Annotated in this window: 23 protein-coding genes and 1 pseudogene; 11 read left to right on the top strand and 13 right to left on the bottom strand. The window is 69.1% G+C overall.

The window, feature by feature from the left end:
• The first annotated feature begins 17 nt into the window (after nt 1-17).
• Nucleotides 18-734, top strand: a complete 717-nt coding sequence (locus AB0H84_RS07110; RefSeq protein WP_357599359.1) for a DUF3105 domain-containing protein — start codon at nt 18-20, stop codon at nt 732-734.
• A 35-nt stretch (nt 735-769) separates the two neighbouring features.
• On the opposite strand, the gene ald is transcribed toward AB0H84_RS07110, so the two are convergent.
• A complete protein-coding gene (ald, locus tag AB0H84_RS07105) occupies nt 770-1,888 on the bottom strand; it encodes an alanine dehydrogenase (protein ID WP_357599677.1) in 1,119 nt (372 codons plus the stop codon).
• A gap of 148 nt (nt 1,889-2,036) precedes the next feature.
• Between ald and AB0H84_RS07100 the strand changes: the two genes are divergently transcribed.
• On the top strand, nt 2,037-3,047 hold the full coding sequence (locus AB0H84_RS07100) for an excalibur calcium-binding domain-containing protein (protein WP_357599356.1): 1,011 nt from the start codon (nt 2,037-2,039) through the stop codon (nt 3,045-3,047).
• On the opposite strand, the gene AB0H84_RS07095 is transcribed toward AB0H84_RS07100, so the two are convergent.
• The 3 genes from AB0H84_RS07095 to AB0H84_RS07085 form a co-directional block, all read right to left on the bottom strand.
• Nucleotides 3,044-4,429, bottom strand: a complete 1,386-nt coding sequence (locus AB0H84_RS07095; RefSeq protein ID WP_357599353.1) for an NCS2 family permease — start codon at nt 4,427-4,429, stop codon at nt 3,044-3,046. The two genes, AB0H84_RS07100 and AB0H84_RS07095, sit on opposite strands and share 4 nt — an antisense overlap.
• 62 nt (nt 4,430-4,491) lie before the next feature.
• Entirely contained in the window at nt 4,492-4,725 is a 234-nt protein-coding gene (locus AB0H84_RS07090) for an EF-hand domain-containing protein (RefSeq protein WP_357599351.1), read from the bottom strand.
• Complete coding sequence (locus tag AB0H84_RS07085) at nt 4,709-6,919, bottom strand: molybdopterin cofactor-binding domain-containing protein (RefSeq protein ID WP_357599348.1); 2,211 nt, start codon at nt 6,917-6,919, stop codon at nt 4,709-4,711. The genes AB0H84_RS07090 and AB0H84_RS07085 overlap by 17 nt, the downstream gene beginning before the upstream one ends.
• 95 nt (nt 6,920-7,014) lie before the next feature.
• On the opposite strand from AB0H84_RS07085, the gene AB0H84_RS07080 reads away from it, so the two are divergent.
• Nucleotides 7,015-8,508 (top strand): helix-turn-helix domain-containing protein, encoded by a 1,494-nt coding sequence (locus AB0H84_RS07080; RefSeq protein WP_357599345.1) that lies wholly within the window; start codon nt 7,015-7,017, stop codon nt 8,506-8,508.
• A gap of 38 nt (nt 8,509-8,546) precedes the next feature.
• Nucleotides 8,547-8,735: a hypothetical protein gene (locus AB0H84_RS07075; protein WP_357599342.1), complete on the top strand. Its 189-nt coding sequence runs from the start codon at nt 8,547-8,549 to the stop codon at nt 8,733-8,735.
• A 246-nt stretch (nt 8,736-8,981) separates the two neighbouring features.
• Here the strand turns inward: AB0H84_RS07075 and AB0H84_RS07070 are convergent, their stop codons facing one another.
• From AB0H84_RS07070 to AB0H84_RS07060, 3 genes are read right to left on the bottom strand one after another with little or no spacing between them, the layout of a single operon-like run.
• A complete protein-coding gene (locus AB0H84_RS07070; protein WP_357599339.1) occupies nt 8,982-9,890 on the bottom strand; it encodes a hypothetical protein in 909 nt (302 codons plus the stop codon).
• A 30-nt stretch (nt 9,891-9,920) separates the two neighbouring features.
• Entirely contained in the window at nt 9,921-10,349 is a 429-nt protein-coding gene (locus AB0H84_RS07065; protein ID WP_357599336.1) for a hypothetical protein, read from the bottom strand.
• Nucleotides 10,350-10,385: 36 nt separating this feature from the next.
• On the bottom strand, nt 10,386-10,826 hold the full coding sequence (locus AB0H84_RS07060; protein WP_357599675.1) for a peptidase inhibitor family I36 protein: 441 nt from the start codon (nt 10,824-10,826) through the stop codon (nt 10,386-10,388).
• Nucleotides 10,827-11,501: 675 nt separating this feature from the next.
• Here AB0H84_RS07060 and AB0H84_RS07055 point away from each other — a divergent pair.
• Nucleotides 11,502-11,579 (top strand): annotated as a pseudogene (locus AB0H84_RS07055) (hypothetical protein); the annotation flags it as partial.
• Nucleotides 11,580-11,749: 170 nt separating this feature from the next.
• Nucleotides 11,750-12,673, top strand: coding sequence for a hypothetical protein (locus AB0H84_RS07050; RefSeq protein ID WP_357599692.1), 924 nt, complete (start codon nt 11,750-11,752; stop codon nt 12,671-12,673).
• 213 nt (nt 12,674-12,886) lie between these two features.
• Here the strand turns inward: AB0H84_RS07050 and AB0H84_RS07045 are convergent, their stop codons facing one another.
• From AB0H84_RS07045 to AB0H84_RS07035, 3 genes are all read right to left on the bottom strand, one after another.
• On the bottom strand, nt 12,887-13,432 hold the full coding sequence (locus AB0H84_RS07045; RefSeq protein WP_357599333.1) for a hypothetical protein: 546 nt from the start codon (nt 13,430-13,432) through the stop codon (nt 12,887-12,889).
• Nucleotides 13,429-14,025, bottom strand: coding sequence for an MFS transporter (locus tag AB0H84_RS07040; protein ID WP_357599672.1), 597 nt, complete (start codon nt 14,023-14,025; stop codon nt 13,429-13,431). The genes AB0H84_RS07045 and AB0H84_RS07040 overlap by 4 nt, the downstream gene beginning before the upstream one ends.
• Before the next feature lie 192 nt (nt 14,026-14,217).
• Nucleotides 14,218-17,187 carry a BTAD domain-containing putative transcriptional regulator gene (locus AB0H84_RS07035; RefSeq protein WP_357599330.1) on the bottom strand — a complete coding sequence of 990 codons (2,970 nt, stop codon included), beginning with the start codon at nt 17,185-17,187 and terminating at the stop codon, nt 14,218-14,220.
• Between the two features lie 613 nt (nt 17,188-17,800).
• Here AB0H84_RS07035 and AB0H84_RS07030 point away from each other — a divergent pair.
• The 4 genes from AB0H84_RS07030 to AB0H84_RS07015 all read left to right on the top strand — a co-directional run bounded on the left by AB0H84_RS07030 (nt 17,801) and on the right by AB0H84_RS07015 (nt 22,320).
• Entirely contained in the window at nt 17,801-19,084 is a 1,284-nt protein-coding gene (locus AB0H84_RS07030; RefSeq protein WP_357599328.1) for a helix-turn-helix transcriptional regulator, read from the top strand.
• A gap of 44 nt (nt 19,085-19,128) precedes the next feature.
• On the top strand, nt 19,129-19,719 hold the full coding sequence (locus tag AB0H84_RS07025) for a copper resistance CopC family protein (RefSeq protein WP_357599325.1): 591 nt from the start codon (nt 19,129-19,131) through the stop codon (nt 19,717-19,719).
• Nucleotides 19,716-21,692, top strand: coding sequence for a cytochrome c oxidase assembly protein (locus AB0H84_RS07020; protein WP_357599322.1), 1,977 nt, complete (start codon nt 19,716-19,718; stop codon nt 21,690-21,692). Before AB0H84_RS07025 ends, AB0H84_RS07020 begins: the two co-directional genes overlap by 4 nt.
• 238 nt (nt 21,693-21,930) lie before the next feature.
• A complete protein-coding gene (locus AB0H84_RS07015) occupies nt 21,931-22,320 on the top strand; it encodes an ATP-binding protein (RefSeq protein ID WP_357599319.1) in 390 nt (129 codons plus the stop codon).
• A 23-nt stretch (nt 22,321-22,343) separates the two neighbouring features.
• Here the strand turns inward: AB0H84_RS07015 and map are convergent, their stop codons facing one another.
• Complete coding sequence (gene map, locus AB0H84_RS07010) at nt 22,344-23,192, bottom strand: type I methionyl aminopeptidase (RefSeq protein WP_357599317.1); 849 nt, start codon at nt 23,190-23,192, stop codon at nt 22,344-22,346.
• Nucleotides 23,193-23,224: 32 nt separating this feature from the next.
• On the opposite strand from map, the gene AB0H84_RS07005 reads away from it, so the two are divergent.
• Entirely contained in the window at nt 23,225-23,398 is a 174-nt protein-coding gene (locus tag AB0H84_RS07005; RefSeq protein ID WP_344985502.1) for a hypothetical protein, read from the top strand.
• On the opposite strand, the gene AB0H84_RS07000 is transcribed toward AB0H84_RS07005, so the two are convergent.
• Both AB0H84_RS07000 and AB0H84_RS06995 read right to left on the bottom strand, forming a co-directional pair.
• Nucleotides 23,395-24,039, bottom strand: a complete 645-nt coding sequence (locus AB0H84_RS07000) for a cyclase family protein (RefSeq protein WP_357599313.1) — start codon at nt 24,037-24,039, stop codon at nt 23,395-23,397. The two genes, AB0H84_RS07005 and AB0H84_RS07000, sit on opposite strands and share 4 nt — an antisense overlap.
• Complete coding sequence (locus AB0H84_RS06995; protein WP_357599311.1) at nt 24,036-24,287, bottom strand: hypothetical protein; 252 nt, start codon at nt 24,285-24,287, stop codon at nt 24,036-24,038. Before AB0H84_RS06995 ends, AB0H84_RS07000 begins: the two co-directional genes overlap by 4 nt.
• Between the last annotated feature and the right edge of the window lie 18 nt (nt 24,288-24,305).

Below are 24,305 nucleotides of genomic sequence, written 5' to 3'. Positions count from 1 at the left end.
ACGCCGATGGAGGAACGATGACGAAGGAGAAAGCGCAGGCGAGGCGCGAGCATCTGGCAAAGATGCGGGCCGAGCAGAAGCGCAAACAACGCCGCGCCGCGCTGCTCATGTGGGGCACCGGTGGGGTGATCATCGTGCTGCTCGTCGGCGTAGTGGGCTTCTACCTGGTCAAGCAGGCCCGCGAGACCTCGCTGGACGCCGTGGCCAACTACAAGTACGAGGCCGGGCAGCACGTGTGGACCGCGGTCACGTACAAGGAGACGCCGCCCGTCGGTGGCCAGCACAACAACTACTGGCAGCAGTGCTCGATCTACGACAAGCCCATCCACAACGAGCACGCGGTGCACTCGCTCGAGCACGGCGCCGTCTGGATCACCTACCGGCCCGACCTGCCCAAGGCGCAGATCGACAAGTTGAAGGACGTGGCCACGTCCACGGGGCAGCAGGACTACATGCTGGTCAGCCCGTACCCCGGCCTGCCGTCGCCGGTGGTCGTGTCGACGTGGGGGCACCAGCTCAAGCTGAACGACCCGGCCGACCCCAAGCTGCCCGCGTTCATCAAGAAGTTCCAGAACGGGCCGGACACGCCGGAGCAGGGTGCCACGTGCGGTGGCGAGGACGCCATCACCACGACGGCCGACCAGGCGCCGCTGCCGCCGGAGCCCAAGGGCAACCAGCAGGCGCCGATGGAGACCCTCAAGCCGTCGGCGGCGCCCAGCCAGTCCCAGAAGTAACCTCCAAGGTCCTGATGGGGGCCGGGGCGGGCGGGTCAGGGGGAGAGGACGCGGTCCGGCGGTGTCCACTCCAGACCGTGCGCCTCGGCCACCGGGCGGCTGGTGAGGCGGCCCTCGTGGGTGTTCAGGCCGAGCGCGAGCGCCCGGTCCTCGCGCAGGGCCCGCTGCCAGCCCAGGTCGGCGATGGCCAGCGCGTACGGGAGCGTCACGTTCGTCAGGGCGAACGTCGAAGTGTGCGGCACCGCCCCGGGCATGTTGGCCACGCAGTAGAAGATCGACTCGTGCACCTCGTACGTCGGCTCGGCATGCGTGGTCGGCCGGGAGTCCTCGAAGCAGCCGCCCTGGTCGATCGAGATGTCGACCAGCACCGAGCCCGGCTTCATCCGGCTCACCAGTTCGTTGCTCACCAGCTCGGGCGCCTTGGCGCCGGGCACCAGGACCGCGCCGATGACCAGGTCGGCCTCCAGCACCGCGCGCTCGATCTCCAGCGTGTTGGAGGCGACGGTCTGGCAGTGGCCCTGGTAGATCATGTCGGCCTGGCGCAGCTTGTCGATGTTGTTGTCCAGCAGCAGCACCTCGGCCTGCATGCCGAGGGCGATGGCGGCGGCGTTCATGCCCGACACGCCTGCCCCGATGACCACGACGTTCGCGGCGCGCACGCCGGACACGCCGCCCATGAGCACGCCCCTGCCGCCCTGCGAGCGCATCAGGTGGTACGCGCCCACCTGCGGCGCCAGCCGCCCCGCCACCTCGGACATGGGTGCGAGCAGCGGGAGCGCGCCGTTCGCCGTCTGGACGGTCTCGTAGGCGATCGCGGTGCAGCCGGAGTCGAGCAGCGCCTGCGTGCACGACCTGGAGGCGGCCAGATGCAGGTACGTGAAGAGCACCTGCCCCTTGCGCATCCGGTGGTACTCCTCCGGCACCGGCTCCTTCACCTTCATGACCAGGTCGCTGACCCCCCAGACGTCGTCGGCGTCCGGGACCATGACGGCCCCCACCGCGGCGAAGTCGGCGTCGGGGATCGAGGAGCCGAGACCCGCGCCCCGCTCCACGAAAACCTGGTGGCCGTGGCGTACGAACTCGTGCGCTCCGGCCGGGGTGAGCGCCACCCGATATTCGTTGTTCTTGAGCTCTTGCGGAACACCGACCTTCATGAGCGAACTCTTCTCGGTGAGGTGTTTGTACACCTCCATTCTTCCTCCATCTCACGGATGGGTGAGGATTATTCGGCTGATTACCCCGGTGCCGCCGGACCTCGATAAGCTCACCGGCAGTCCGAACGTCAGGATGGGATCATCATCGATGGACAAGCCGGAAGAGCCGCCGACCGCGGACCCGGGGGACCCGGGAGAGCCGAGGGCCAGCAGACTCACCACCATCGTGTTGATCGTCTCGCTCGTCCTCGTCGTGCTGGTCGCAGGCGTGCTGGGCACGATAGCCGTCCTGATGACCAGAAATCCCGACATACCGCTCTTAGGCGGCGTACGGGTGCAGCAGCTGGCCGTGCCCATCCACTTCGCCCCCGTCCGGCAGGCCAAGGCCGCGCCGTGCCCCGGCGAGCAGGCCGTGCTCGACGAGCAGCAGACCACCTGCTACCTGCTGGAGGACGGCGTCACGGTGGACCAGGTGCAGAACGTCCAGCCCGTGCGCGAGAAGGACGGCCAGTACTCCGTGCGCATCGCGATCGCTCCCAAGTACAAGGAGCGTCTCGTGCAGCTCATCGACGAGCTGGTGCCCGACCAGCGGCAGGTCGCCATCGTGCTGGCGCCCGCGCAGCCGGACGCGCCCAAGGTCGTGCTGGCCGCGCCCATCGTCACCCAGTACATGGACGGCGACAGCATGAGCATCGCGGGGTTCGAGAAGGAGGAGGCCGACGCCCTGGTGGCCCGCCTGCAGGGCACCTCGCCGGGCCAGGGCACCGCCCCGGCGCCGACCGGCCCCGCCTCCACGGGAGCGCCCTCCCAGTCGTCCGGCACCGCCCCGCCGCAGACCGGCAACCAGCAGAACACGAACCCCGGCAGCACGAACCCCGGCACCACGAACCCGGGCACCACCAACCCCGGCACCACCAACCCAGGCACCACCAACTCCGGCACCACCAACCCCGGCGCCACGAACCCCGTAGGGACCGCCCCCGCCGCCACCAACCCCGCGTCGGGCACCAGGCGCACCCCCGACAAGCGGTACACGAGCTGCAAGGAGGCCGTGGCCGCCGGAGACGGCCCCTACACCAAGGGCACGCACGAGGAGTACTCCTGGTACGTGGACGTCGACCACAACGGCGTGGCCTGCAACAGCGGCGACCTCCGCTAACGGCGGCCGAACAGCTCCTCCAGCCAGTCGATCGCGAAGTAGGCCACGAAGATCAGCGAGACGATCCAGAGCAGCCACGGGATCTCGGAGAAGCGCCCCCTGGCCGCCTTGACGAGGGTGTAGGCGATCACGCCCGCGCCCACCCCGTTCGTGATCGAGTACGTGAACGGCATCAGCGCGATCGTCAGGAACGCCGGCACGGCCAGGTCCAGGTCGTCCCAGGGCACGTTCTTGCTCTGCATCATCATCAGCGCACCGACCAGCACCAGCGCCGGCGCCGCGGCGGCGGAGGTCACCACCGCGGCCAGCGGCGTGAACAGCAGCGTCAGACCCAGCAGCGCCCCGGTCACCACGCTGGCCAGGCCGGTCCGCGCGCCCTCGCCGACGCCGGCGGCCGACTCGACGAAGACGGTGTTCGACGAGGAGCTCAACGCGCCGCCCACCATGCCCGCCACGCCGTCCACGGTCAGGATCCGGCCCAGCCGGGGCACCTGCCCCCGCTCGTCCACCAGCCCGGCCTCGTCGCTCACGCCGATGATCGTGCCCATCGCGTCGAAGAACCCCGACAGCACCAGCGTGAACAGCACCACGGCCGCCGTCAGCGCCCCCGCCCTGGCGAACCCGCCGAACGGGTCGAACGCGCCGGCCAGCCCGAAGTCCGGCGCCGAGATCAGCCGCTCCGGCACGCGTGGCGTGACCACGCCCCACGACCCGCGCGGGACCCTCGCCAGCGAGTTGACCAGGATCGCCAGGCAGGCCGTCACGATGATGCTGATCAGGATCGCGGCCGGGGTCCTGCGTACGTACAGGGCGATCATCAGCAGGAGGCCGAAGCAGAACACCGTGACCGGCCAGCCCACGAGGTGGCCGGTCACGCCGAGCTGCACGGGCGTGCCCGTGCCCCGCGCCACGAACCCGGCGTCCACCAGGCCGATCAGCGCGATGAACAGCCCGATCCCCACGCTGATCGCGTGTTTGAGCGCCAGCGGGATCGCGTTCATGATGAGCGTGCGCAGCCCTGTCACGGCCAGCACGATGATGACCAGGCCCTCCAGCACCACCAGGCCCATGGCCTGCGCCCAGGTCATGTGGGGCGCCGCCTGGTAGGCGACGACCGCGTTGAGCCCCAGCCCGGCGGCCAGGCCGAAGGGGGCGTTGCCGATGAAGGCCATCAGCAGGGTCGAGACGGCCGCGGCCAGCGCGGTGGAGGTGGTGAGCTGGGCGATGGAGAGCCGGGCGCCCGTGACGTCCGTCGCGCCGGCCAGGATGATCGGGTTGAGCAGGATGATGTAGGCCATGGCCACGAACGTGGTCACCCCGCCACGCACCTCGCGGCCGACGGTGGTGCCCCGACCGGTGAGCTCGAAGAATCGGTCGAGCACCCGCCATCCCCCTTCATGATGATCAGGGGGACGCCGGGTTCTCTACCCGTCAGCGGCTGAGATCACGCCTTCTCGTGGCGGCCGTGACCCAGCAGGCCGACGAACTCCTCGAGCCCGATCGTCCCGTCGCCGTCGCTGTCGGCGGACTTGATGAACGCCTCGATCTCGCTCTCGGAAGCGCCCAGCCCGCCCAGCGCCTCGTTGGCCTGGCGGATCTCGGCGGCGGTCAGCAGACCGTCGCCGTCGGTGTCGAACCGCCTGAACTCGGCCTCGGCCGCTTCACGCGCGTCTGCCATCGGATACCCCCATGGTCGAGCCTCTGTTGAACAACGCGATATCTTCCGGCCTGATCGGAACGCGAGTCAACCGCAGCCCGGTCGCCGCGCGCACGGCGGCGGCGATGGCGGGGGTGGAGGACAGGGTCGGCGGCTCCCCCGCGCCGCGCAGCCCGTACGGTGCCGCCGGGTCCGCGTTCTCCAGGATCTGCAGCCGCATGGGCGGCATGTCGAGAATGGTGGGGATGAGGTAGTCGGTGAAGGACGGGTTCAGCACCCGGCCGTCGCGGACCTGGATCTCCTCCATGAGCGCCAGCCCGAGCCCCTGCGCGGAGCCGCCATGGATCTGACCCTCCAGGGCCTGCGGGTTCAGGATCCGGCCCACGTCCTGGACGGCCGCCAGCTCGACCACTTTGACCAGGCCCAGCTCCACGTCCACGTCCACGACGGCCCGGTGCACGCACAGGGCGAGCTGCGTGTGGGAGTCGCCCTGCCCGGTACGCGGGTCCATCGGGTACGTGGGGCGGTGCCGGTACTCGCGCGTCTCCTCGATCGGGCCGAACTTCTCGAGGGCCTGCTCCGGCGGCAGGCCGTTGAACCGGGCGCGTACGGCCTCGCAGGCGGCCTTCACCGCTCCGCCCGTCACGTACGACTGGCGCGAGGCCGACGAGGAGCCGGCCGAGCCGACCGAGGTGTCGGCGGTGGCCACGGTCACGTTCGCGATGCCGAGCTCGGTGCGGGCGATCTGAGCCTGGATCGTCACCAGGCCCTGCCCCACCTCGGCGGCCGCCGTGTGCACGGTGACGTGCGGCTCGCCGCCGATCAGCTCGGCGCGCACCCTGGCCGTGGAGTAGTCGTCGAAGCCCTCGGAGAAGCAGATGTTCTTGATGCCGACGCCGTACCCCACGCCGCGCCGCACCGACTCGCCGTGCGTGGTCTGCGAGACGCCGCCGGGCATCGCCCGCAGGTCCACCGGCGCTTCAGGGGGCAGCGGCCCAGGTAGCGGCATCGCGTCGAGCGCACCCAGCATCTCCGCGAGCGGGGCCGGGGAGTCGATCACCTGGCCGGTGATGAGGTGGGAGCCCTGGGAGACGGCGTTGCGCACCCGGATCTCGACGGGTGACAGGCCGCACGCCTCGGCCAGCCGGTCCATCTGCGACTCGTACGCGAAGCACGCCTGGACCGCGCCGAAGCCGCGCATCGCGCCGCACGGCGGGTTGTTGGTGTAGACGCCGGTGGCGTCCACCCGCACGTTCTCGACCTCGTACGGGCCGACGCCGAGCGAGGCGGCGTTGCCGACCACGGCGGGGGAGGAGGAGCAGTACGCGCCGCCGTCCAGCAGGATGTCGGCCTTGACGTAGACCAGCCTGCCGTCCCGGGTCGCGCCGTGCTCGTAGCGCATCCGGGCCGGATGGCGGTGCACGTGGCCGAAGAACGACTCCTCCCGGCCGTACACGATCTTCACGGGCCGGTTCAGCCGCAGGGCCAGCATGCAGGCGTGCGCCTGCATCGACAGGTCCTCGCGGGCGCCGAACGCGCCGCCGACGCCCGACAGCGTCAGCCGCACCTTCTCCGGGGGCAGGCCGAGGCAGGGGGCGAGCTGGTCGCGGTCCACGTGCAGCCACTGGGTGGCGATGTAGAGGTCCACGCCGCCGTCCTCGGCCGGGACCGCCAGGCCGGACTCGGGGCCGAGGAACGCCTGGTCCTGCATGCCGACCTCGTACTCGCCGGTGACGACGACCTCGGCCTCGAACGTGTCCCCCCTGCGCACCGGCTGGTAACGCACGATCTCCTTGGAGTCGCGGGGGTCGGTGACGGCGTCGCGGATCTCGTACTCGACCACGACGGCCTCGGCCGCCCTGCGGGCCGTCTCCGGGTGATCCGCGGCCACCAGCGCGACGGGCTCGCCCTGGTAGCGGACCTGGTCGATGGCGAGCACCGGCTGGTCCTTGTGCTCGAGCCCGTAGAACTTCGCGCCCGGCACGTCCTCGTGCGTCAGCACGGTCAGCACGCCCGGGATCCTCAGGGCGGGACCCACGTCGATCGAGCGGATCCAGGCCGACGGATGCGGGCTGCGCAGCGTGGCGCCCCACACCATGCCCTCCAGCCAGAGGTCGGACGCGTAGGCGAACTCGCCGGTCACCTTCAGCGTCGCGTCGGGCCGCCGCGCGCTCTCGCCGACGCCGCTCCGGGTCGTGTAGGCGGTCTCCGTCATCTTCCGAGTAGAGCACCGCCGCCCGGCCGCCTCCTATGCGCGTCGCGTGAAATCCCGGTCAGCGGTTGACCTCATGGCCTTGTATATTCCTCCAAGTGCGCATCTCTGACCTGCTGGCCGTCGAGGACCTGCGCCTGACCCTGCTCGCCGGCGACCCGGCGCGCGAGTTCCACACCGTGCACATCACGGACCTGCCCGAGCCCGGCCGCTACCTGGCGGGCGGCGAGCTGGTGCTGTCCGGGCTGATGTGGTGGCACGCGCCCGAGGACTCCGCCAGGTTCGTCTCGGCGCTGGTCGAGTCGGGGGTCGCCGCGCTCGGCGCGGGGCAGGCGTGGCTCGGCCATATCCCGGCCGACCTAGTGGCGGCGTGCGAGGCCGCCGGGCTGCCGCTGGTCGAGGTGCCGACGGAGGTGTCGTTCCGCACGCTGGCGGAGCTGGTCGTGCCGCGGCTCTCCGGCGACGTGCGCGACGCGCTCGGCCGCCACCGACGGCTCGTCGCGGCCATCGCCGAGGGCGCCGACCTGCGCGAGCTGTTCGAGCTGACCGCCGCCGAGCTGGGCGTCACCGGCGCCGTCGTGTCCGCCTCGGGCGAGGTGATCGTGGGCGCGGCCGCGGATCCGGTACGGCTGGCGCAGGCGTACCTCACGGCGCCGCGGCTGCCCGTGCACGTCGGCGAGCACACGATCTTCGCGGTCGGGCGCGGCCACCGGGCCGCCGGCTGGGTGCTGGCCTGCGACGGCGACCTGATCGGCCGGGCCGATCTGGGCTACGAACTGGCGGCCTGCGTCGGCCTCGAACGCAGCCGCATGGAGGAGGGCCGCCGGGTGGAGCGCCGCCTGGCCGAGCGGCTCATCGTGGCCGCGCTGGCCGAGTCGGACGTGGCCGAGCTCAATGCCGGGCTGCGCACGTGCGGTATCGACGCGGCGGAGCCGTACGCGATCGTGAACGCCGCCGCGCCCCGCCCCGGCGCCACCCGTGGCCCCGATCCCGCCACGCTCGGGGGCCAGATCGTGGAGGAGCTGCTGGGCCGCGAGGTCGTGGCGGCGGCGGGTGCGGACGGCGCGGTCGCCCTGGTGCCGCTGCGCGGGCGCACCACCGCCGAGCTGGCCGAGCGGCTGCGCGCCGGCGCCGAGGTGCTGGCCGCCCTGCCCGACACCCGCCTCTGCGTGGGGCTGAGCGGCGCCCTGACCGGGGCCGCCGCGATCAAGGGCGGCGTCGAGGAGGCCGGGCACGCCAGGCGCCTGGCCGAGGCCCGCGCCGGTGGCGTGGTGACCAGCGACGAGATCTACACGCACGCGCTGCTGCTGGCCACGGTGCCGGGCGACGTGCGCCGCTCCTTCGCGGCCCGGCTGCTGTCGCCGCTGCTGGACTATGACCGCAGGCACCAGTCGGAGCTGGTGCGCACGCTGGGCGTCTTCCTCGACTGCGCGGGGTCCTGGAACGCCTGCGCGGAGCGGCTGCACGTACACGTGAACACGGTGCGCTACCGGATCCGCCGGATCGAGGAGCTGACCGGCAGGAACCTGTCGACGATGGCGGACCGCGTGGACTTCTTCCTAGCCCTGCGGGACACGGGCCTGCCGCGGTAATCGCCGGCCTTAAAGAGGGCGACGCACGAGGCCGCACCATGGAAAAGGCGGCCTCCGTCCTCACCGTCCTGCGCTTCCGCGGCATCGACGTTCCCCTCGAGCGGCACCAGCAGGTCACCACCTGCACCGACCTGGCCCTCCTGGAGGTCTGGCTGCGGCGCGCTCTCGAAGCCACGCACATCGACGACCTCTTCGACGACGGTTCGGAGCCGGAACCCCGTTCCTAGGTACGTGGTGGTAAGCGGGTCACCCCCGGCCCGGTCCTTCCAAGGGTGACCCGTTGGGCGATCTCCTGGGTCGCCTCTCGCGGGCGATGCAGAAGGGGCACGGAATGCCAGACGCCTGGCTGAGGCCCACGCGATGGGGTGGTGACCAGCGACGAGATCTACACGCACGCGCTGCTGCCGGCCACGGTGATTGTTGGCGAGATCCCGCCCTGTCGACACAGGGTCGACAGGGCGGGATCGGGCGGGTCAGTCGCCCAGTACCTTCGCGGCATCGCGGAGCTGGGCGCGGAGGGCTTCGGTGACCTTCTTCAGCCGTGCCCCATTGCCCGCGACCAAGCGCTCCTGCGCCTCCTTGTCGGCGGTGTACCGGACGCCGAGGTAGTTGACCTCCAGCTTGCACTTCATGTCGGCCTCGGCGACCGCCTTCTCCACGTCGGTCAGCGGACCGCCCTCACGGCGCGCCGTCCAGCGTGAGTCCTCCCAAGCGGCTTCAGGGTTGGCATAGGAATGTCCTGCGCGTGCCATGCAGGTGCTCCAACGGGCGGTCGCGTCCGTAACGCGTGCGTCGGCCTCTCCCTGCTGAAATGCCTGGCCCTCAAGCTGGGTCACGAACCATTCGTCGTCGCTGGACATTCCCGCCAGGACGCTTCTCCTCGCCTGCCCGAGGCAGCCTCCCGCGGGTACCTGCACGCCTCGGTAGAGGCCCTGGTTTCTGCCGGTGTAGACGGCCTGTTCGTCCGCGGACGGCTTCGCCTTCACGTCGACAGCGTCCGGCCTGCCGGAAAGCTCGCTCGCCGGCATGCCCGCGTATCCGTACTGAGCTGCCTTGGACGGCTCGATGAACAGATATTGCCGATCCTTCGGGAATGGCCGGGTCACGGTGTGAACCCGCTGCTTCGGATAGTTCGTGAAACCGAAGCGGCTCATGCAGTCGGACAGCGAATAGCGCATGGCGCTGGTCAGCTCGGCGACCTGCTCCGGGCTCGGCTTGTAGGCGTCCAGCGGATAAACCGTGTCCTCGATCGTCTGTAACTTCGGGATGTCCGTGGTGCCTGTCCGCGCGGACGTCGCATAGGCGGCGCCCGAGACCGACAGCATGCATGCGGAGATCAACCCGAGTGCGAGCATGCTCCGATTACGCGTGTTCCTGGTCATCTCGTTCCTCATTCCACTCGCGGCCGGTTATCAGCAGGACCAGCTGAGTGAGCTGGCCTTGTTGTCGAAGCCTTGATTGGCCAGATTGGGCAGCGCGGCGGACGGATACACCACCTGGTTGATTCCGCCGGCCTCTTTCAACTGCCAGAGAATGGCCGAACAGCCTGTGTCGAAATTTTGGACCGAACTCGCCCGATTGTCGGCCATCTCCGACCCGCGGACGTATGTAACGCCGTCCCAGAACCAGAGGTTGTCGTCGGAGAAGTCGTTGTCCGCGTTGAAGAAATCAGCCCACATATCGATGTAGTTGGCGAGACGGTAAACGCAGACCTCGCGATATCCGCAGTAGCCGTCCGCGCCGGGATGTGCCGAGGCCGGCGCGGCGGAGACGAACTGAGCGGTGAATGCCGCCGCGGCCAACGCCATGGCGGTCGCGGCCTTCTTGAGTGGTGTTCGCACCTATCTCTCCTATCAGCGGTTATCCCAGATTCGCGATCAGCCGGTCGACCCGTTGGTGCACTCCGTCCAGCCGGTCCACTTGTAGTGGGAGCTGAGGGCGTCGTTGTAGCTGCCCAGGCCGTTGTAGCTCTGGTTGATGTTCAGCATCTTGAAGCCCACGCCGCCGTATTCGGCGTCTGTGTAGAACCACCACTCACAGTAGCCCTCGTAATTGACGATGGAGCTCACCTGGTCGTTGACGTTGACGGTTCCCGGCTCGCTCGGATAGACGAAGAAGACGTCGGCCGCGGAGGTGTAATTACGGTCCGACCGGGTGAAGTCCAGCATTCCACCACTGAAGTTGGCATCCCGGTAGAGGCAGACGTTCCCGTCCTCTATGGCGTAGTCGCAGAAACCGTCGTGCCCAGCGCTCGCGGGAGTCGTGGTCAGAGCAAGGACGGATAATCCTGCCGAGAGGGTAATAGCCAGGCGCTTCACAGCCGTGCGTAACTCCACTGAACCTCCATGGTATCGGCTTCCGCTGTCCCCTGTGCGGGCTGACTGCGATCATTACTCATGGCCGATGTCCACGCAAGAGGGGGGCGACTGACTTTTCCCCTCTTGATTGAAGGGTCTTGGGCATGTTCACATTGCGACATCCACCATGGGCATGCGTGGCTCTGCTTCCGCGTCCTGAGTTACGTCGGCCTCATGGACGACCAGGTCAAGAAGGCTTTTCAGAAGAAATCTACATAACTTCTACATGCGTCAGGAGGAGACTTCTGGAGCGCGGATTCCGTATTCAAGCCCCTCATCAGCACGGAGCCTCCAATGTCTAAAAGGCGTCTACATTTACGTGCCTTATGCGTCGCGGCCGCCGTGGTCGCTGGGCTGCTCCCCGCAGTCGGCGCCGGCGCCGCCACCCCCCGCGGAAGCCACTTCCGCAAAGCAGAACGGATCGCGCCCGTGCCGGACCGCTCGGCGATTGAGGCTGGCCAGGCAGAACGCCCCCCGGCAGCGGTGCCGACGACACGTGCTTTCCCGGAACATCGAGCGGGAGCACGGTAATCAACGGCACATGTGTGCGAGGCCGCCGGGCTGCCGCTGGCCGAAGTGCCGACGGAGGTGTCGTTCCGGACGCCGGCGGAGCTGGTGGTGCCGCGGCTGTCCGCGATGTGCGTGATGCGCTCGGGTGTCATCGCAGGCTCGTGGAACGCCTGCGCGGAGCGGCTATACGTGCGCGTGACCACGGTGCGTTACCGGATCTGCCGGATCGAAGAGTTGACCGACAGAATGTGTCCATCATGGTGGACCGCGTGGACTTCTTCCTGGCCCTCCGGGACACGGGCCTGCCGCGGTAACCGCACTCCAGTTCGTCGAAAAGACGTACGGATGTGTGATCGGATGATAACTTTCCGTGTATGCCTTCCCCCCGGCACGACGCCCTCCTTCGGCTTATCCGCGACCATCTCGACCTGCCGATACGGCTGCTGCGGGAGGTCGGTGGGTTCGAATTGCCGATCGGCGGCCCGTTGTGGGTGGGTCCGGGAGACCTGCGGGACCGCATCTCCAGGGAGATGCATGCCGACACCGTCGTGTTCTGCGGCCCGCCCCAGGACCGATGGTTCTCCACCATCGTCGAGGTCGAGACCGAGATGTCCGAGCAGAAGCTGCGGCAGACCGTCGAGGCAGCCGAAATGCTCCGGCTGGAGACCCGCAAACCGGTCTACGTCATCTTCATCACGCCCGATCCCTGCGCGGCGCGCTTCACCTCGCAGGTGGAGATCCACAGCGGCTGCCTGACCATCATCATGCGGCCGGTGATCGTCGGGCCCGACCGAATCCCCGTCCTGACCGACCCGGAGCAGATGGCCTCGGACCTGTTGACGGCGGCGCTGTCGGTGATGGCGCACGGCCACCTGCCGAAGGTCGCCGAGGCATTCATCAAGCTGCTGACTGACTTGCCTGACGAAGACGCAGCGTCCTTGTTTGGTTACACTATCGACATGGCCGCGCCGCGGGCCCGCCGGCTTCTGGAGGAGACTGTGACGATCTATATCCCCGAGCACAGCCCTTGGGCGCAGAATCTGTACCGCAAGGGCCAGGCTGCAGGCCGAGAGGAAGGCCGAGAAGAAGGCCGAGAAGAAGGCCGCGCCGCAGGAGAGGCGGCCTCTGTGCTCGCGGTTCTCCGCTTCCGCGGCATCGACGTTCCCCTCGAGCGGCACCAGCAGGTCACCACCTGCACCGACCTGGCCCTCCTGGAGGTCTGGCTGCGGCGCGCTCTCGAAGCCACGCACATCGACGACCTCTTCGACGACGGTTCGGAGCCGGAACCCCGGTCCTAGGTACGTGGTGGTAAGCGGGTCACCCCAGCCCGGTCCTTCCAAGGGTGACCCGCTGGGTGGTCTCCTGGGCGAGGCGCGCCACGCGCCCAGCCGAGGCCCCCGTGCGATCGTGGGTGGCTGCTGTCGTCGTTATTCGACTACGACCGACCGGGTCGATTTCTTCCTGGCGCCCAGTGATACCGCGCCGCTGCGGTGACCGCCGGTTCGGTCGTATCACTTGACCGGCACGGGCTGAGTCCTCGGCATGGTCCTGATCTGGTTGGAGAGGAAGAGCGTACCGATGAGCAGGAGCTGACCCAGACCTGAAGCCAGGGCGACGGTCCCGGGGCCCTGCGAGGTGGCGAGCCAGCCCACAAGGCCCAGGCCGAGCGAGCGCAGACCCATCGAGCCCGTCCATTCGTACGAGCTCACCCGCGACAGCATGACACGCGTGACGCCGGTCTGGAGCGTGGTGTCCCACAGCGTGTTGAACACCATGAGACCGATTCCGGAGACCGCCGCCGCGGCGGCGACGACCGCGGTGGACGGGAAGGCGCCGAGCGCGATAACGGGCAGGGGGAACAGCACCAGGCACAGAACGGCCGTGCGCAGCGGGAATCGCGGACGCCACAGCATCGAGACAAGTCCGCCGACCACCGAGCCGCCGCCGAAGGCGATCAGAATGATCCCCCAGGCGACCGAGCCGCCCAGAGCGTCGTGGGAGATGACGGGTCCGAGGACGTTGAACGCCGCCTGCAGCATGTTGATGACGGAGGTCACGCACACGATCGACCAGACCCACGAAACGGCCCAGAAGCCTTCCATCCGGCGACGACGTCGCTCCAGACGTTCTCGACCCGGAAGCGGGATCTCATCGCGGGAAGCCGGATACGCCGCAGGAACAGGGCACTGACGAGAAACGTCACGGCGTCCGCGGCGATGGCCCATCCCGGGCCGACGACCAGGACCAGCAGGCCGCCGAGCACTGGTCCGGCGATCTTCGCCGTGGACTTCAGCAGGCTGAGAAGGGCGTTCGCCTCCTGGAGCCGCTCCGGCTCGACTGTGTCGCGGACCATTCCCGCGATGGCGGGGGCGAACGCCGCCGAGGCCAGGCCGTGGACGGCCTGGAGGAGAACGAGGTGCCAGATCTCGGCGGCTCCCCCGACGAGCAGGAACGACAGGACGGCCTGACTCGCGAGACGTACCAGGTCCGAGGTCATCATGACAGCGTTCCGCGGTAGCAGGTCGCCGAGCACCCCGCCGATCAGCATGAACGCGATCATCGGGACGGTCCGTGCGGCCAGCACCAGGCCGAGGGCGGCGGGGGAATCCGACAGGGCGAGCACCGCGAACGCGAGCGCGGTGACGACGATCTCGTCCCCACGCTCGAGGCGCTCTGGGCGGCGAAAAAGCGGCGGAAATTCGGCGCCCGGAGAACTGCGAGCCTGCTCTTCATGGTCATCTTTCGCGGCCGTCTTTCACGAAGGCGCGTTCTCTTCACCCGCTGTCGAAGGTGCGCTCGGCCCAGAGCGCCTGCGGGGGCGACGCACGCGACGGGCAGGTTCTCATACGTTGATCGACCGCCAGGCCAGTCCGATGGCCTGGCGCTCTTCGGTCGCGACGTTGAGCCAGAAGGCGCTGCCCGTCCGTTCAGCGAGCACGACGGCTTCGGCGATGCGTCGCTTCGCCTCGCCCGTCTGGCCGAGGAGACGGTGGGCTCGTGCCAGATAGACGAGGCAGCCCGCCTCCGTGGACTTCGTCTTGCTGGCGAGCGACGCTTCCAAGGCGTCGGTGAGCACAGAGAGAGCCGCATCGGGTTCACCGAGCTCGATCAGGACTTTCCCTAATGTCCACCCGAATGACGCCTGATGCATGGCGTCGCCCGCGCGCTGAGCCATCGCCGCTCCCGTTTCCAGCGCGACCACGGCGTCCTTGAGCTGTCCGAGGCCCTCGTACGCGATCCCGAGCATCAGCTGTGCGTATCGTTCCCCCACGTCTGAGGAGATCTGGCGCGCGATCACACGTTGGGCGGACGCCTGGTCCAGAACATCGTGGAATTTCTCCAACCTGATGTAGAGGTTGGCCAGATTGCCGTGGGCCCGTTGCACGTTGAACTGATCGTTCAACCGCTGTGCCAGCCGTAGGTGCTCCTCCTGGTGGCGGAGGGCGGCGTCGACGTCGCCCATGTAGTACAGGCCCGTTGAAACGTGGACATGCGCCTCCATGGCGATGACCTCGTCCTTGAGCCGGTCTGCTGTGAGGAGCAGCCGCCGGCCAAGAGAGATCAGGTCGGCGATCCGATAGGACTTCTGCTGGTACCACCAGAGGGCGAGTCCGATCGCCGCTCCCAGGCGAGCCACGTCGTCGTCCGGATCCGCCATCGCCTGGACAGCAGCGGCGAGCAGAGTAGGTTCTTCTGTGGCGAGCCAGGCGTACGCCTCTTCCGCGCTTTCGAAGCGGCGGCTAAGGGCCTCGACTCTCGGGTGAGTGGAGAGCACCCGGTTGGGGTCGCTGATCTTCACCGCGGATCGCGCGGATGCGGCGTAGTAGCCGAGTACGCGGATGAGTGGCGCGGTCCTCTCCTCGACAGCGGTCAGTTCGCCGGCGAAGAGCCGGACGAGATCGTGGAGGTGGTAGCGCCCCCGCTCGCTGCCTTCGAGCAGATGGGCATCGCGCAGCCGTTCGAGGGCGCGTTCGGCTTCGACCGGCGAAGATTCGGAGAGCACGGCGGCTGCTTCCGCTGTGATGTCCGGCACGTGAAGCACCCCTAGCAGGGCCAGCATGCGTGCGGCCATGCCGTCGACCACGCGCGCGCTGCCGTTGAGCGCGTTCCAGCTCGCCGCCAGGCTGGAACGGACGGCGAGTTCGCCTGTTTCCAGCTCTTGGAGCCGATTGCGTTCGTCGGTGAGTCTCGTGGCCAGCGCGCCCACGGTCCAATCAGGGCGGTCGGCTAATCGGGCGCCCGCTATCCGCAGGGCGAGGGGAAAGCCGTCGCAGAGGCGGACCAGCCGGGTGCTCTGGTCGAGGTCGGCGGAGATGCGGCCGGCGCCGACGAGCTTGGCCAGCATGGTGCGGGCTTCCGCGTCAGACAAGGGGTCCAGGCTGACCTGGACGCAGTCGTCGCCGGCGACGAGGGATTCCCGGCTCGTCACCACGATCGCCGTGCCGAGGGGCATCGAGAGGAACGGCCTGACCTGGGCGAGATCGGCCGCGTTGTCGAGGAGGACAAGGAGGCGTCTGTCCTGGACCTTGCTCCGCCACAGGGCAGCCGCCTCGTCCTCGTCCGTGGGTATGGCGCTGTCCGGCGTGCCGATGCTCCGGAGCAGCCGGCTGAAGATCTCATGGGATGACAGCCGGGGGACGTTCGGCGTGCCGCCGCGGAGGTTGACATACATCTGCCCGTCCGGAAACCGGTGCCGCACCATGTGGGCGACGTGCCGGGCCAGCGCCGACTTGCCGACGCCGGGCGGGCCGGAGATCGCGGCGAACGGATGCGGAGGATCGTCGTCCCAAGGGTCCAGCAACGATCTCAGGCGGATGGTCTCCTTCGCCCGGCCGATGAATCCGGCCACGTCGCGGGGGAGCTGCCTGGGTGCCAGATGCTCCTGACCCGGCTGCTCGCCGCCTCCGGACAGGACGAGGTGATGCGCTTGGCGCAGGCCTTCGCCGGGCATCGCGCCCAGTTCATCGGAGAGAGTACGCCGGGCTTCCTCGAAGACCGTCAGGGCCTCGGCCTGGCGTCCGCACCCATGCAGGGCCAGCATGAGCAGTTCGAGAGAGCGTTCGCGAAGAGGGTGGCGGCGTGTCAGGTTCTGGAGGTCGGCGACCGTCTCCTGCGGGCGGCCGAGCTGTAACAGTGCGTCGGCCCGTGTTTCCAGCGCGATCAGGTGGAGCTCTTCCAGGCGAGCGCGTTCACCTTCTGCGAACGGGCCGGGAACGCCGCTCAACGCCGGGCCGGTCCATAACGCGAGAGCCTGGTCGAGCACGCCCAACGCACGGTCCAGGTCATGATCCTGCACCGCCTGCCGTGCCGTGTCGAGCAGCTCGGCGAAAACGCAGGCGTCCACCTGGCTCGGATCGACGTGCAACACATATCCGCCTGATGCGCCCACCACTACCTTCGAGGGCTCGCGACGTCGGCGGTCCGGCTCGCACGCGCGCCTCAATCCTGCGATGTAGGTGTAAACGCTCTGCTCGGCGGTGGGAGGGGGACAGTCTCCCCACAGGCCCTCGACCAGTTGGGTCATGGTGACCACTCGCCGGGAACGCGTCGCCAGCATCACCATGATCGCCTGTTGGCGCGGAGTCCCCAGGTCGATCTCCTGATCATCGATCACGCCGATGACGGGGCCCAAAAGGCGTATTGCCGGACCGGCCGTCATGCGCCCCCTGTCGATCGCGAACGGATTCACCTGCGCCAGCTTAATCAGAATGGCCGTCGCGTAAAGGCCCGAGCCGCGTTGTAGAAGGAATGTAGACGCGGCCGGTAACGTGCGGATGAGCCACTGGATGAGCTGGTTCGGCCTCGTGTCCATGCTGGTCAGCGGCTCGGGGAGGCGGCATGAGGGGATGGGCGCGGTAAGAGGGGCGCGGATCGGAACGGGTGCCCCAGCGTGCGGGCTGGAGGCGGTGGTGCGGGTGAGCCTACGCTGTTACCGATACGCAGGGTGGAGGAGCTGACCGGAAGAAATCTGGCCACGATGACCGATCGTGTGGATTTCTTTCTCGCGCTCAAAGGTGCGAGGGCCGCCGCGGCAGTCATTCCCATGAGGGCCGGCGGGCGCATGTGCGGAGGATCCAGAAGGGCCTAGTATGCGAGGGAAACGGCGGGAAGAGGGGTCACAGCGACGTGGGCGGGCCTGGTCGTCTTCCGCGGAAGACGTGGCCGACGGGGGCACGGTGCGGTTGCATGCCCTTGATCAGTCGTGTGCCCCCTCTCGCCGAATGCTCAGCAGCAGTGTTCCGCGTCCTGCAGACTCGAAAGGGAGGCAGACGATTCGGCACTTGCGGCCGTAACATTGCCTCCAACGACTACCGCGGCCAAAACCACGGCAGCCAGAGCAGACAGGGCAATACGCATACGCATGGAGGACTCTCCCTCGCCTATGTGGGGTTGCTCGGACTTCATCATCTCAGGGAGCGGCGACAGTGACCACATCTGACCTGGTCGGACTCCGTATCAAAACGGTTCGGCGACAGCGCGGCCTGTCGCAGGCGCAGCTGGCGCATCCCGAGTTGTCTGACAGCTATGTCTCCTTGATCGAGAGTGGCAAGCGTACCCCGACCCCCGCCGTCCTGGAGCTCCTGGCCCAGAAACTCGACTGCTCGCTGTCCTATCTGATCAACGGCGTGACCGCCGAGCAGATGGAGGACATCGAACTCGCGCTCGGCTACGCACGCCTGGCGCTCGAGAACGGCGAGGTCTCCGAGGCCCGCACGCGCTTCAACGAGCTCCTGGCGGACAACAACCTGACAGGGCTGACCTCGCTACGTCAAGAGACCGAATACGGGCTCGCCCTCGCGACGGAGGCCGGCGGCGACCTCGACGCGGCGATCTCCATCCTGCTCAGGCTGCGGGAAGAAGACCTGCCTTCCGAGCGGCAGATCGAGGTCGCGATCGCGCTCTGCCGCATCTACCGGGAGAGCGAGCGGCTGGCCGAGGCCGTCGAGGTCGGCGAGCAGCTGCTCGTCGGCAGCGCCCGCCCCGCCTGGACCGACCTGCTCGTCGAGCTGGGCGGCACCCTGCTGGCCGCCTACATAGAGCGTGGCGACCTGCTGCGCGCCAGGCAGTTCGCGGCCGAGCTGCTCAACGCCGCCGACGCGCTCGGCACGCCACGCTCGATCGTGGCGGCCACCTGGATGGCCTCCAACACCGCGCAGATCACCGGCCACCCGGAGGAGGCGCTGTCGTTCTCCGAGCGGGCCATGGCCGTGCAGCTGGAGAACGGCCAGCCGCGCGCCATCGCCAGGATGCGGCTCGCGCTCGCGCAGAAGCGCCTGGAGGCCCGGCCCCACGAGGCCGCGGCCGTGCGCGACACCCTCCGCAACGCGGTCGCCGAGTTCGAGCAGACCTCCACGAGCACGATCCAGCGGGCCCGCCTCCAGGTGGAGCTGGCCAGGGCCGAGTCCATCACCGGCGAGCTCGACCAGGCCGTCGAGCACGCCGTCGCGGGCCGCAACATGCTGCCCAAGTCGGGGATGGCGCTGGGCGCCGAGGCCGACCTGCTGCTCGGCAGGATCTACGGCGCGGTCGGGCGCTCGCAAGAGGCCGCCGCGCACGTCACCGCCGCACGCGACTGGCTCGCCCCGCTGCCCGACTCCCGCCGCTCGGCCGCCACCTGGTACGCCACGGCCGAGACGATGGAGCAGCTCGGCGACTCAGACGGCGCGGTGGAGGCGTACCAGCGGGCACTGGCCTGCGCGGGGCTGTAGCGAGGTCAGGACCGGGCAGTGGCGTCGGTAGCCTTGAGGATGTCATGAAGAGATCCCCGTTCGCTGCGCTCGCCGCAGTCGCCGCCGCCCTGCTCGTGCTCGTCACCGCCGCTCCCGCGCTGGCGCACGACGCGCTCAAGAGCAGCTCCCCGGCCAAGGGCGCCGAGGTCAAGGCCCTCGAGGAGGTGCGGCTGGAGTTCTCCTCCGGCGTGCGCCTGCCGTACGTCATCGTGCGCGGTCCCGGCGACGCCGGGCACCAGCGTGGCAAGCCCGAGGTGGCCGGCAAGGTGGTGACGCAGGCGGTCGACGGGCCGCTGCCCGACGGGAAATACACGATCGCCTACCGGGTCGTCTCGTCCGACGGGCATCCCATCGAGGGCGAGATCCCGTTCAAGGTGGAGGGGGCGGAGACGCCGTCCCCCAGCGCTTCCGCCTCCGAGAGTGCGGCGCCGGCGAGCTCCGCCCCGCCTGCCCAGGCCCAGAGCCAGGCCCAGAGCCAGGCCCAGCCTCCGGCCACTGACCAGGCGGCGGCCTCCCAAGCGGCGACGTTCCCGGTCTGGCTCGTCATCGTGATCGGCGCGCTGATCGGGATCGGCATCGGCTTCCTGCTCAGCGCGCGGAAGAAGAAGCCATGAGCAAGGCGGCGCGTCTGGCGCTGGCCGGGGCGGCCGCCGCGGTCGTCGCGCTGGTGATCGGCATGATCGCCGGCGGCCGGGCGTTCCCGCGGATCATCCCGGGGCTGCCCGACTCCGGAGCGGTCGTCCGGTGGGGGCTGCCGCTGTCCAAGCTGGCCATGGACCTCTCGGGCCTGGCCACCGTCGGCCTGCTGCTGATGGCCGCCGCGCTGCTGCCCAACGACAAGGGCGTGCTCGGCAGGAGCGGCGTCGAATACGTCAAGGCCGCCTCGTGGGCGGCGCTGGCCTGGGCGGGCTCGGCCTTCGCCGCCATCGTGTTCGGCACCGCCGACTCCATCGGCAGGACCGTGCCCGAGATCCTCAGCGGCCCCTTCCTCACCAGCTACGCCACCCAGACCACGCAGGGCGTCGCGCTCACGCTCGTGGTGCTGTTCGGGGTGGCGATCGCGCTGTTCTCGCGCGGTGCCATCACGGCCGGGGCCGCGGCGGGGCTGCTGGTGTTCGCGCTGGCGACGCTGCTGCCCGTGCCCCTCACCGGGCACAGTTCGTCCTCGCCCAACCACGACCTGGCCACGTCGGCGGTGTCGCTGCACCTGCTCGCGCTCGCGCTCTGGGTGGGCGGGCTCGCCGTGCTGGCCCTGCACGCGGTCCGCCGTCAGCCGCAGCTCGAGGTGGCCGCGGCGCGCTTCTCCGACATGGCCGTCTGGTGCTACGCCGGGGTCGGCGTCTCCGGGGTGTTCAGCCTGGTCGCGCGGCTGGGCGCGCTGTCCGACCTGTGGACCAGCCAGTACGGCCTGCTCGCCGTGGCCAAGATCGTGGCCTTCGTGCTCCTCGGCTACGTGGGCTACTGGCACCGGCAGCGCACCATGGCCGACCTGCGCAAGGGCAGGCCCCATGCGTTCACCCGGCTGGCCTCCGGCGAGTTCCTGCTCATGCTCGCCACCGTCGGCGTGGCCGTGGCGCTGTCGCGCACGCCGCCGCCGGAGTTCAGCGTCCCCGCCGACCGGGCGTTCGAGCTGCTCGGCTTCCCGATGCCGCCCGAGATCACGCTCGGCAACGTGTTCACCCTGTGGTGGTTCGACCTGTTCTTCGCCGCTGTCGCCGCCGTACTGGGCGGCCTCTACGGGATCGGCGTCTACAGGCTGACGCGGCGCGGCGACAAGTGGCCGTGGGGACGCACGGCCTCGTGGTACATCGGGGTGGCCCTGCTCGTCTTCGCCACGCAGAGCGGCCTGTCCCGGTACGCCAAGGTCATGTTCGACATGCACATGATCGAGCACATGACGCTCTCCATGGTCGTGCCGATCTTCCTGGTCCTCGGCGGCCCCGTCACGCTGGCCCTGCGCGCGCTCAAGCCCGCCACCCGCCGGGGTGACCGGGGGCCGCGGGAGTGGATCACGACGATCCTGCACAGCAGGTTCGCCAAGGTCATCACGCATCCCGGCGTCGCCACGTTCATCTTCGTGGCCTCGACGTACGCGCTCTACTTCACGCCGCTCTTCGAGTCGGCGATGCAAGAGCATCTCGGGCACATCTGGATGACCCTTCACTTCCTGCTCAGCGGGTGCCTGTTCTTCTGGGTCATCATCGGCATCGATCCCGGGACCAACCGGCTCCCGTACGTCGGGCGGCTGCTGATGCTCTTCGTCACCATGCCGTTCCACGCGTTCTTCGGGATCGCGTTGATGATGATGGGCACGGTGATCGCGTCCGACTGGTACGAGCAGCTCGGCCGCACCTGGGGCGACACGCTGATCCAGACCCAGCGCGACGGCGGGGCCATCGCGTGGGGGTTCGGCGAGATCCCGACCCTGATCGTGCTGCTGGCCATCGCCGCGCAGTGGTACCGGGACGACGAGCGGCAGGCCCGGCGCACCGACAGGCGGGCCGACCGCACGGGCGGGGGCGATGCCGACCTCGACTCCTACAACGCCTATCTCGCCCGTCTCAACCGCGCCGACAAGGGCGAGTAGCCCTTCTCCCCGCGGTTTTGCGGGCGAGTAGCGGTTCCGCCATGGCCTTCTATCTTCCCACTACACGTCTCTGGACCGGCCGGTAGCCTGTCGCGCAGGGGAGACGGGCATAACCGCATCAGTCAGCGTGCGTAGGCCTTGAGGGGGGATGCGCACCGCCAGGTTGGAGCGCCGGAGTGGGGACCGGCGCGGGACCGGCGTGCCGAGGAAGGCGAGACCATTGGCGGAAGAGACACGGATGCGCGGGGGGCAGAGCCTGGGGGAGGCGCTCGAGAGCTACCTCACCGAGTGGTCCGAGCGTACGGGGATCGTCGTGGAGACCTGGGCACTGCCCGCCACCGACGTCTCCTCACGGGTCTTACGCGGCGTCATGGCCGCGATGGACGATGCCCTGTCCAACGTCGAGCTGCACAGCCGGGCCCGGATCGTCTCCATCGCGGTGACCGTCTCCAAGAGCGGGCTGCGCATGACGATCAGCGACGACGGGCAGGGCTTCTCCCTCACGGGCGCGGGGGGCGGGATCGCCAGGATGCGGGCGGCGTTCGCGGAGATGGGCGGGATTCTCTCGGTCAACAGCGTGCCGGGACAGGGCACGACGGTGACCGGGGTGGTGCCCAGGCACCGGTGACACCCCCGCCGCCTTCCCAGGTCTCAGGGGAGGGTGAGGATCTCGCTGCCGGTCTCGGTCACCACGATCGTGTGCTCGAACTGGGCCGTGCGCTTGCGGTCCTTGGTCACCGCGGTCCACTTGTCGGGCCAGATGTCGTACTCGATCGTGCCCAGCGTGAGCATCGGCTCGATCGTGAACGTCATGCCCGGCACCAGCTCCACCCGCAGCGACGGGTCGTCGTAATGAGGCACCATCAGGCCGGAGTGGAAGCTCGTGCCGATGCCGTGACCCGTGAAGTCGCGCACGACGCCGTAGCCGAAGCGCTTGGCGTACGCCTCGATGACCCGCCCGACCACGTTGAGCTGCCGTCCGGGCGCGACCGCCTTGATGGCCCGCATCATCGCCTCGCGCGTGCGCTCCACCAGCAGCCGCGACTCCTCGTCCACCTCGCCCACGAGGTAGGTGGCGTCGGTGTCGCCGTGGACGCCGCCGATGTAGGCGGTGATGTCGACGTTGACGATGTCGCCGTCCTGGAGCACGGTGTCGTCGGGGATGCCGTGGCAGATCACCTCGTTGATCGACGTGCACAGCGACTTGGGATAGCCCTTGTAGCCCAGCGTGCTCGGGTAGGCGCCGTGGTCGATGAGGAACTCGTGGCCGATCCTGTCGAGCTCGTCGGTCGTCACGCCCGGCTGGATGTGCTTGGCGACCTCGCCGAGGGCCTGGGCGGCGATCCGGCCGGCCACCCGCATGCGCTCGATGATCTCGGGGCTCTTCACGTCGGACTCGCCGGTCCTGGGGCGCTTCTTACCGACGTACTCCGGCCGCTCGATGTGGGCGGGAACCTTTCGCATGGGCGAAACTCGCCCGGGCTGGAGCAGTGTCGTCATGAAACATGAGTCTACGGGGCAGAATTGACCTCGTGAGCGAAGGCCAGTGGTGGTTCTGTCTCAAGCACATGCGGGTCGAGCCCGAGCAGGGCTGCCCCAACAAGGACCGGATGGGTCCCTACGCGTCCGAGCAGGAGGCGGCCGGGGCGCTGCAGCGCGCCGCCGACCGCAACAAGGCCTGGGACGAGGCGGAGGAAGAGGACTAGGGAACGATCGCGTACGCCCTGACCGGGAACGTCCCCATGCCCGCGACCATCGGGGGCGCGGCATGGAAGCGGAAGCCGCCTGAGGGCAGCTCCGCCAGGCCCGTCAGGTGCTCGACCAGCGGGATCCCCGCCTTCAGCAGGATCGAGTGGGCGGGGCGCTCGCCGCGTGGCGGGGTGTCGTCGATGTTGAGCGAGTCGATCCCCACCAGCGCCGCCCCCTGGTCGGCCAGCCACCGCGCCGACTCGGGCGCGAGGTAGGGGTGGCCGTGCAGGTACGCGTCGGTGCCGAAGTGACGGTCCCAGCCGGTGTGGATCAGCACGGCTTTCCCGCGTACGTCCAGACTCTCGTCGATCACCACCTCCCGGCCCTCGCCGGCGCGGACCAGGAGGCCAGGCAGGTCCACCAGCTTGCTCAGCGGCACCTGCGACAGGTCGGGCCCGTCGGCGTAGCGGTGGTACGGGGTGTCCAGGTAGGTGCCGGTGTTGGCGGCGAGCGTGATCATGCCGATGTGGAACTCCGTGCCCGGGGCGTACACCGCGCGCGAGTCCTCCCGGGTCAGGTGCACCCCCAGCTTCGGGCCGGGGATGCCGGGATAGGTGATCATCCCGTCGACGATGGGGTGACTGAGTTCGACGATCATTTGGCGGCTCCTGCTCGCGCGAGTTTGACGAGGGCCACGGCGCCGATGCCGGCCCAGATGAGATTGAGCCCGGCCGACGGCCAGGCCGCGTTGTAAGCACTGTTGATCATCAGGCCGACCGAGCCGGCGAGGTTGACGAGCTGGTACGTCACGCCGTCCCCCGACAGCCGGGACGAGGTGACCAGGGCGTACCCGGCCAGCAGCAGCGCGGCGCCGACCCAGCCGACGGCAGCGAGGACGAGATCCATGGCGGCCATTGTCCGGAT

It is taken from the genome of Nonomuraea sp. NPDC050786 (assembly GCF_040654115.1).
Classification (GTDB): domain Bacteria; phylum Actinomycetota; class Actinomycetes; order Streptosporangiales; family Streptosporangiaceae; genus Nonomuraea.
The sequence above is the reverse complement of the archived record's forward strand: the minus strand, read 5'-3'. Positions and strand labels throughout refer to the sequence as shown.